The sequence below is a fragment of the Amycolatopsis sp. 3B14 genome (genome assembly GCF_050958625.1).
GTDB lineage: Bacteria > Actinomycetota > Actinomycetes > Mycobacteriales > Pseudonocardiaceae > Amycolatopsis_E > Amycolatopsis_E thermoflava.
Genome location: NZ_JBHZEN010000068.1, coordinates 117,256 through 125,266 on the forward strand (window position 1 = coordinate 117,256; position 8,011 = coordinate 125,266).

8 protein-coding genes are annotated in these 8,011 nt (G+C 72.1%); 2 read left to right on the forward strand and 6 right to left on the reverse strand.

What is annotated here, in order from left to right; all coding sequences use genetic code 11:
• Positions 1–26 precede the first annotated feature (26 nt).
• The 3 genes from fdhA to ACCP09_RS33645 all read right to left on the reverse strand — a co-directional run bounded on the left by fdhA (position 27) and on the right by ACCP09_RS33645 (position 3,782).
• Entirely contained in the window at positions 27–1,247 is a 1,221-nt protein-coding gene (gene fdhA / locus ACCP09_RS33635) for a formaldehyde dehydrogenase, glutathione-independent (protein ID WP_378334366.1), read from the reverse strand.
• Positions 1,248–1,286: 39 nt separating this feature from the next.
• Positions 1,287–2,495, reverse strand: coding sequence for an MFS transporter (locus ACCP09_RS33640; RefSeq protein ID WP_433752767.1), 1,209 nt, complete (start codon positions 2,493–2,495; stop codon positions 1,287–1,289).
• 672 nt (positions 2,496–3,167) lie between these two features.
• The gene (locus ACCP09_RS33645; RefSeq protein WP_433752768.1) at positions 3,168–3,782 is read right to left on the reverse strand and encodes a mycothiol-dependent nitroreductase Rv2466c family protein; all 615 of its coding nucleotides are present in this window, start codon (positions 3,780–3,782) and stop codon (positions 3,168–3,170) included.
• Between the two features lie 80 nt (positions 3,783–3,862).
• On the opposite strand from ACCP09_RS33645, the gene ACCP09_RS33650 reads away from it, so the two are divergent.
• Positions 3,863–5,266: a PLP-dependent aminotransferase family protein gene (locus ACCP09_RS33650; RefSeq protein ID WP_433752780.1), complete on the forward strand. Its 1,404-nt coding sequence runs from the start codon at positions 3,863–3,865 to the stop codon at positions 5,264–5,266.
• Here ACCP09_RS33650 and ACCP09_RS33655 read toward each other — a convergent pair.
• From ACCP09_RS33655 to ligD, 3 genes are read right to left on the reverse strand one after another with little or no spacing between them, the layout of a single operon-like run.
• On the reverse strand, positions 5,235–5,519 hold the full coding sequence (locus ACCP09_RS33655; protein ID WP_431901713.1) for a DUF202 domain-containing protein: 285 nt from the start codon (positions 5,517–5,519) through the stop codon (positions 5,235–5,237). The two genes, ACCP09_RS33650 and ACCP09_RS33655, sit on opposite strands and share 32 nt — an antisense overlap.
• The gene (locus ACCP09_RS33660) at positions 5,516–5,872 is read right to left on the reverse strand and encodes a YidH family protein (protein ID WP_027932069.1); all 357 of its coding nucleotides are present in this window, start codon (positions 5,870–5,872) and stop codon (positions 5,516–5,518) included. The genes ACCP09_RS33655 and ACCP09_RS33660 overlap by 4 nt, the downstream gene beginning before the upstream one ends.
• Before the next feature lie 10 nt (positions 5,873–5,882).
• Positions 5,883–6,812, reverse strand: coding sequence for a non-homologous end-joining DNA ligase (ligD, locus tag ACCP09_RS33665; protein ID WP_027932070.1), 930 nt, complete (start codon positions 6,810–6,812; stop codon positions 5,883–5,885).
• A 149-nt stretch (positions 6,813–6,961) separates the two neighbouring features.
• Between ligD and ACCP09_RS33670 the strand changes: the two genes are divergently transcribed.
• Positions 6,962–7,786, forward strand: a complete 825-nt coding sequence (locus tag ACCP09_RS33670) for an IclR family transcriptional regulator (RefSeq protein WP_020417745.1) — start codon at positions 6,962–6,964, stop codon at positions 7,784–7,786.
• Positions 7,787–8,011 lie beyond the last annotated feature (225 nt).

Sequence of the window (8,011 nt, forward strand, 5' to 3'; positions counted from 1 at the left end):
CGGTGCGCCCCCGGCACGGCCTCCCCTCAGGCGTTGGCCAGCAGCCCGTGCGGGTCGAGCACGTACTTGCGCGCCGCGCCCTGGTCGAATTCCTGGTAGCCCCGCGGGGCCTCGGCCAGCGGGATCGGCGTCGCGTTGACGGCCTTCGCGATCTGGACCCGGTCGTGCAGGATGGCCATCATCAGGCGCCGGTGGTAGCGCATCACGGGGCACTGCCCGGTGGTGAACGCGTGCGACTTCGCCCAGCCGAGGCCGATCCGGATGGACAGCGAGCCGTGCCGGGCGGCTTCGTCGGCCGCACCCGGGTCACCCGTCACGTACAGGCCCGGGATGCCCAGTGCGCCGCCCGCCGCGGTGATGTCCATCAGCGAGTTCAGCACCGTCGCCGGGTGCTCGTCGGACGCTTCCTTGCCGTGCCCGCGCGCCTCGAACCCGACCGCGTCGACACCGCAGTCGACCTCGGGCACGCCGAGTATCTCCGCGATCTGGTCCTTCGGGTCGCCCTTCGACACGTCCACCGTCTCGCAGCCGAAGCTGCGGGCCTGCTCCAGCCGGTCGGCGTTGAGGTCGCCGACGATCACCACCGCCGCGCCGAGCAGCTGCGCCGACGCCGCCGCGGCCAGCCCGACCGGTCCGGCGCCCGCGATGTACACGGTCGACCCGACACCGACGCCCGCGCTGACGCAGCCGTGGAAACCGGTCGGGAAGATGTCGGACAGCATGGCCAGGTCGAGGATCTTCTCCATGGCCTGGTCGCGGTCCGGGAACTTCAGCAGGTTCCAGTCCGCGTACGGCACCATCACGTACTCGGCCTGCCCGCCGACCCAGCCGCCCATGTCGACGTAACCGTAGGCCGACCCCGGCCGGTCCGGGTTGACGTTGAGGCAGATCCCGGTCTTGCCTTCCTTGCAGTTGCGGCACCGTCCGCAGGCGATGTTGAACGGCACCGAAACCAGGTCGCCCTCCTTGATGAACTCGACGTCCCGGCCCGTCTCGACCACCTCGCCGGTGATCTCGTGGCCCAGCACCAGCCCTTCCGGCGCAGTCGTGCGGCCGCGCACCATGTGCTGGTCGCTGCCGCAGATGTTGGTCGCGACGTTCTTGAGAATGACACCGTGCTGGGTTTCCCGGCCCACGTTGGCCTGGTGCACGCCGGGGCCGTCCTTCATCGAGAAGGTCGGGTAGTCGATGGTGTCGACCTCGACCTTGCCGGGTCCCAGATAGGTGACCGCTTTGTTGCCCGCCATGAGTTCTGCCGCCTCGATTCCTCGTTCGCCGTTGAACGGTCAGGACCCGATGCTAGGAACGTCCGCGGCGCCGGGCCTAGGGCCGGAAGACCATTCCGGAAAGCGCTCGCGAGCCGCCCAGCGCGTCACGGGCGCGAACCCGAGACCGGTCAGCAGGAACAGCGCGCCGAGGACCAGCCACCCCACCGCACCACCGCCGAGGACCAACGTCGTCAGCAACACCGGCCCTGCCATGCGGGCGATCGCCACGCCGGAGGCGAAGAACCCCTGGTACTGGCCCTGTTTCCCGTCGGGCGCCAGCGTGAAGCTGATCTCCCAGGCGCCCGCGGCGAGCAGCATCTCCCCCGCCACCTGGATGACGGCCGCGACGAGCAGCACCACCCAGACGCTCGCCGACGACGCGTACACCGCGCAGGCGAGCAGCATCAGGATCCCGGCGCCGCGCGCGGCACGGGCGGCGGTCCGCAGCCCTGACACCCGGCGCGCGACCCGGACCTGGAACAACACCACGCTCACCGTGTTGACCAGCAGCAGCGCCGACACCAGCCAAGCAGGCGCGTCCGTCCGCTCGACCATCCACAGTGGAATGACCAGGCTGAGCAACGGCATGTTCAGCATCATGACCGTGTGCAGCAGGGCCAGTACCGCGTACGGCCGGTCGCGCAGAACCGCCAGGCGAGAGCCGTCGCGGACCACCTCGGCTTCCGGCAGCCGCGACAGGATCACCGCCGCGACCACGAACCCGGCGGCGTCGGCGGCGAACACCACCTGGTAGGCGAGCGCGGTGCCGGCCTGCAGCGCGATGCCCCCGGCCGCGGCGCCGATCGCGAGTCCCGCGTTCGTGGCCGCCTGCAGGTGGGCGCGCACCCGGGTGCGGTGGGCGGGCTCGACCAGACCGGCGAGCAGCGCCTGCCGCGCGGCGGCGAGCCCGCTCTGGCCGCAGGCGTAGGCACCGGCCAGTGCGAGGAAGGCGGGGAACGAGCGGGCGAAGACGAACCCGCCGAGCGCGACGGCCGTGCCGAGCGCGAGCAGCACCGCGACCCGGCGCGGCCCGTACCGGTCGGCGACGTGACCGGCGCCCACCCCGGCGACGGCGCCTGCCGCCCAGCCGAGCGTCAGCCCGAGCCCCACCTGGGCCGGCGGCAGACCGATGACCAGCGTGAAGTACAGGGCGGAGGTGACGTAGTAGGCGCCGTCGCCGAGCGAGTTGACCAGCTGCGCCGAGGCAAGCAACCGCGCGGCGGTCATGACACGAGCGGGCGCGGCCCGTACCGGTCGGCGAGATGGCCCGCACCCACCCCGGCGACGGCACCCGCAGCCCAGCCGAGCGGCAGCCCAGGGGCGGACGCGACGTAACACGAGCCGTCGCCCAACGAATTCACCAACCGCGCCGCGGTGCGCAACCGCGGCGGTTCTACGGCGACCGAATGCCGCATGCACGCGCCCTTCAGCTCGACGAAGCCCCCAGCGCCCCCGCACACCCCCGCGACCGCACCCGCCACCCAGCCGGCGGACGTGACGCAACACGCGCCCTCGCCCAACGAATTCACCAGCCGCGCCGTGGCAAGCACCCGCGCGGCGGTCATGACACGACCGGGTGCCGTGTGCGCGCCCGCTTCAGCTCGACGAAGCCCCCAGCGCCCCCGCACACCCCCGCGACCGCACCCGCCACCCAGCCGGCGGACGTGACGCAACACGCGCCCTCGCCCAACGAATTCACCAGCCGCGCCGTGGCAAGCAACCGCGGCGGTTCTACGACGACCGGGCGCCGCATGCACGCGCCCTTCAGCTCGACGAAGCCCCCAGCGCCCCCGCCCACCCCCGCGACGCCACCCGCCACCCAGCCGGCGGACGTGACGTAACACGCACCGTCGCCCAACGAATTCACCAACCGCGCCGCGGCAAGCAACCGCGCGGCGGTCATGACACGACCGGGCGCCGTGTGCGCGCCCGCTTCAGCTCGAAGAAGCCGTCGGTGCCCGCGATCAGCACCACCCCGTCCCACAGGCCGCCTGCCGCGTCACCGCGGGGAACCGGCGTGACCACCGGGCCGAAGAAGGCGTTGACCTGGCCGTCGGGGCCGGTCACGTGGATCGCCGGGGTGCCCAGGTCCTCCCCCACCGGCCCGAGCCCCGCCGCCGTGCTTTCGCGAAGCGCGTCGTCGTGCTCGGTGGCGCCGGCGGCGTCCGCGAGGTCCGCGGGCAGGTCGCACTCGGCCAGCGCGTCGCGGTACAGGTCGCGCCCGAGCGGCGCGCGGTCGAGGTGGATCCGCCTGCCCAGCGCGGTGTAGAGGTCACGCAGCACCTCGTTGCCGCACCTGCGCTCCGCCGCGATCGCGACCCGCGCCGGGCCCCAGCCGCTGTCCAGCCACTCCCGGTACCACGGCTCCACCGCACGCCCCTCGTTGAGCAGCGACAGGCTCAACACGTGGAACCGGACCCGGACGTCCCGCACCCGCTCCACCTCCCGCAGCCAGCGCGAGGTGATCCAGGCCCACGGGCACTTCGGGTCGAACCAGAGGTCGGCGGTCGTCATGGCGAAAACACTAGAAAGCAGATTGGCCCGGGGTAAGCTCCAATTCTGACCTGCTTGTTTGGGCCATTTTCGGAGGCGTGGTGGACCTGCACATCAGCCTGACCGGCGGTGACCTCGTGGCGCAGATCTACCGCCAGGTCCGCGACGCGATCGCCGACGGACGCCTCCGGCCGGGCGAGCGACTGCCGCCGTCGCGGGAGCTCGCGCGGACCCTGGCCGTCTCCCGCAACACGGTCGCCGCCGCCTACGACCGGCTCACCGCCGAAGGCCTGCTGACCGGCCGCGTCGGGGCCGGGACGTTCGTCGCGGGCACCGCACCGGGACGGCCCCGCCGGGCGCCCCGGGGTGTGCTCGCCGCGCGGCCGTTCTGGGACACGCTGCCGGACCCCGTCGAGGCGGCCCCGGTGCGCTACGACTTCCGCGTCGGCGCCCCGGACGCGAGCCTGTTCCCGCTCCAGACCTGGCGGCGGCTGGTCTCGCAGAGCCTGTGGAGCCACGAAATCCCGTCCGGCTACGCCGATCCGTCCGGACACAGTGGACTGCGGGCGGCGATCGCGCGGCACCTCGGCATCGCGCGGTCGGTGCGGGCGGCGGCCGAGGACGTCCTGGTCACCCAGGGCGCGCAGCAGGCGCTCGACCTCGTCGGCCGGGTGCTCGTCGAACCGGGGGCGTGCGTCGCGGTCGAGGAACCCGGCTATCCCCCGGCCCGGCGGCTGCTCGCATCGCTCGGCGCGCGGGTCACGGGGGTACCAGTCGACGACGAGGGGATCGTCGTGGACCGGATCCCTGGTGCTGCCCGCCTGGTGTACGTGACGCCGTCGCACCAGTTCCCGCTGGGCACGCCGATGTCGCCGGCGCGCCGGGCCGCCCTGCTCGAGTGGGCCGGGCGGCGGGACGCGGTGATCGTCGAGGACGACTACGACAGCGAGTTCCGCTTCGCCGGGCGGCCGCTGGACCCGTTGCAGAGCTTGGACCGCGCTGGGCGGGTCATCTACGTCGGGTCGTTCTCCAAGACGCTGCTGCCGATGCTGCGGCTGGGTTTCCTGATCGCGCCCGCCGCGCTGCGGCCCGCGCTGCTCAAGGCCAAGCAGCTCACCGACTGGCACGGCGACCTCACCACGCAGGCCGCGCTCGCCCGGTTCCTGGACGAGGGCCTGCTGACCCGGCACGTCCGGAAGGCCACTCGCGAGTACGCGGCCCGGCACGAGCTGATCGTGCGCACGCTGGAGCGGGAGTTCGGCGACTGGCTCCAGCTCGTGCCCTCGGCGGCGGGCCTGCACGTGTGCGCCAGGTCGGTGGTCGACACGTCGGCCCTGCACGCGCCGGGAGTCGCGTTCGACCGGTTGCACACCTACTACTCCGACTCGCCGCCGGAACAGGGGCTCGCGCTCGGCTACGGGGCCGTGTCGCCGGACGGGATCGTGGCCGGGCTCCGCCTGCTGCGGGACGCATTCAGGGCAGCAGGAGGACCTGGATCGCGGTGAGGAGACCGGCGGCCGCGACCGCGATGGTCGCCGCGCCGAGGATGTGCCGCGTGCTGCCGGTCGTGGGCGGGCGCCGCACGGCGATGAACCACAGCACCACGACCGCGGCGGCGCACCCAGCGGCGGCGATCTCCAGCGGGGCGCCGCGGATCAGGCCGCTGCGCAGCAGGAGGACGGCCGCGACCGCGGCGGCGAGCGCGGTCCGCTGCCAGGCCAGCGCGGTCCGCTCGGGCTGGAGTCCGGGGTCCCTCATCGGACCGTGGCCAGCGCGACCACGAGGACGACCGCACCGGCGAGCGCGGCCGCCCACCCGACGACGAACGGCAGCCACGTCATCGGCAGCGGCCGCTTGTTGCGCATCGCGCGCTGCACCAGGGCCCAGCGCCGGTAGGCGAACGCCGCGAGCAGGGTGCCGGTGACGGCGAGCAGCGCGGCGAGGACGCCACGCAACCCGGCGACCGAGAACTGGGGGACGAACTGCATGAGCGCCACGGCGCCGGCGATGAGCGCGAGCGCGGTTCGCAGCCACGCCAGGAAGGTGCGCTCGTTGGCCAGGGTGAAGCGGTAGTCGGGCTCCTCCCCCTCTTCGTACCAGCGTGGGCTCATGCGGGTGACGTTACTGTCCGGCGCGCGCCCGGGGCAGTTTGACCGGGTCGTCGTGCAGGTCCTCGAACAGGTCGCCGATTTCCTCCACCCGGTCGAGGACGTCGTCGCTGAGGAACTTCAACTGCGCGGGGCGGCGGCACGCCTCCACCTCGTCCCAGGTGACCGGTGTGGACACGGTCGGCTCCGGGCGCCCGCGCAGTGAGTACGGCGCGACCGTCGTCTTGTGCGGGTTGTTCTGGCTCCAGTCGATGAACACCTTGCCGGGCCGCAGGCTTTTCGTCATCGCCGCGGTGACCTCTCCCGGCGTCTCGGCGGCGAGCTTCTTCGCGGCGGCCTTGGCGTAGGCCGAGGTGTCCTCCGGGGTCGCGGTCTTCACCGCCGCGTACACCTGCAGGCCCTTCGAGCCGCTGGTCTTCGGGTAGAGCCGCAGCCCGTCCGCCGCCAGCAGGTCGCGCAGCCGCTCGGCGACGCGGCAGCACTCGACGATCGTCGCCGGCTCGCCCGGGTCGAGGTCGAACACCAGCAGATCGGGGTTGCGGCGGGCCCCGCGCGGGCCGACGGTCCACTGCGGCACGTGCAGTTCCAGCGCGGCGAGGTTGGCCGCCCATATCAACGTCGGCACGTCGTTGACCAGCGGATACGCGTTCACGTCCGAGCTCTGACCGCGCCCGCCGCTCGCGATCTTCGCCGTTTTCACCCAGTCGGGGGCGTGCCGTCCGGCGTCCTTCTCGTAGAACGGGTTCGACTGCACCCCGCCCGGCCAGCGGCGGAAGGTGAGCGCCCGGTCCCGCAGGTGCGGCAGGATCACCGGGGCGACGCGCGCGTAGTAGTCGATCACCTGCCCCTTGGTGAACCCGGCTTCGGGGTAGAGCACCTTGTCCAGGTTGGACAACGACAGACGGCGCCCGTCGACCTGCACCGTCACCCTGTCCTCGGCCATGCCCCCAGCCTGCCGCAGCGTGGCGCGCCGTGCATCCCACACCTTGTCTCGCTGGACGGAACAGATCTTGCTCGGAACCGGTACAGTATGGGAGTAGCTGCACCGATACCGTTCCTCTCACCGGAACGCTACCCCGAGGACCATCGGCTTTGACCACCAAGAGTACCGCCGGACGCAAGCTCGCACCGGCTAACGACAACACCGGCACTGAGGCCGCGGCCCGGGTCGCCGACGTGCTCCTGCTCTTCGCCGGCGGTCCCCGTTATCTGGGGGTGAGCGCGATCAGCCGCGAGCTGGGACTGTCGAAGGCGGTCGTGTTCCGGATCCTGCAGTCGCTGGTGTCGCGTGAGCTGCTGGCGACCGACCCGGGCGTGAACGGCTACCGCCTGGGACAGGCCGCGGCGGCGCTCGGCGCGAGCGCCCTGCGCCGGTTCGACGCCCGCACGGTCGCGACACCGATACTGCGCCGGCTGCGGGACGAAACCGGCGAGACCACGACGCTGTCCGGCCTGGTCGGCGACGAGCGGGTGTACCTGGACCAGTTCGAGAGCCCGCGCGAGATCAAAATGACGGTGGAAATCGGCCGTCGTTTTCCCCTGCACGCGGGCTCGTCGGGCAAGGTCATCCTGGCTTTCCTGCCGGAGGACCGGCAGGAGTCGGTGCTGCGGCGAACGCTGGAACCGCTGACGGACAAGACGATCACCGACGTCGACACCCTCCGCACCGCACTGGCCGAAACCGCAAGGGAGGGGGTAGCGGTCTCCCTCGGCGAACGCCAGGCCGGCGCCGGCTCGGTCGCCGCACCACTGTTCGGCCCCGACGGCGAGGTCCACGGCTCGATCAGTATTTGTGGCCCGCAATACCGCTTCACCCCGGAGGCGATCGACCGTTATCGGGCCCTGATCCGCGCGGCATCGGAAGAAATCCGGGACAACTGGACCTGGCTCCGCGACAGCGAAGCAGGCAGCGCATAGCGCAACGCCCTGAACACAAGGCAGCCGGGTGGTCATCCCGTCGCCCTGACACTTGTGCATATCACCTTGAGCCAGGGCCGCAAGCTTTGTGTTTTCGGCCGCCGGACCCAGCGCGGGTTGCGGCCCTGGCTCAAGGTGATCGTGCCGGTGTCAGGCGACGGGATGACCACCCAGCTACCTTGGGTTCAGGGCGCTGGCGCTATGCGCCTGTTTTCCACAGGTGTG

Excerpts from the sequence above, each read along its gene's own strand:
- ligD (WP_027932070.1), bottom strand. The coding sequence starts at position 6,812 with ATGGCCGAGGACAGGGTGACGGTGCAGGTCGACGGGCGCCGTCTGTCG.
- ACCP09_RS33645 (WP_433752768.1), bottom strand. The coding sequence starts at position 3,782 with ATGACGACCGCCGACCTCTGGTTCGACCCGAAGTGCCCGTGGGCCTGG.
- fdhA (WP_378334366.1), bottom strand. The coding sequence starts at position 1,247 with ATGGCGGGCAACAAAGCGGTCACCTATCTGGGACCCGGCAAGGTCGAG.
- ACCP09_RS33640 (WP_433752767.1), bottom strand. The coding sequence starts at position 2,495 with ATGACCGCCGCGCGGTTGCTTGCCTCGGCGCAGCTGGTCAACTCGCTC.
- ACCP09_RS33660 (WP_027932069.1), bottom strand. The coding sequence starts at position 5,872 with ATGAGCCCACGCTGGTACGAAGAGGGGGAGGAGCCCGACTACCGCTTC.
- ACCP09_RS33655 (WP_431901713.1), bottom strand. The coding sequence starts at position 5,519 with ATGAGGGACCCCGGACTCCAGCCCGAGCGGACCGCGCTGGCCTGGCAG.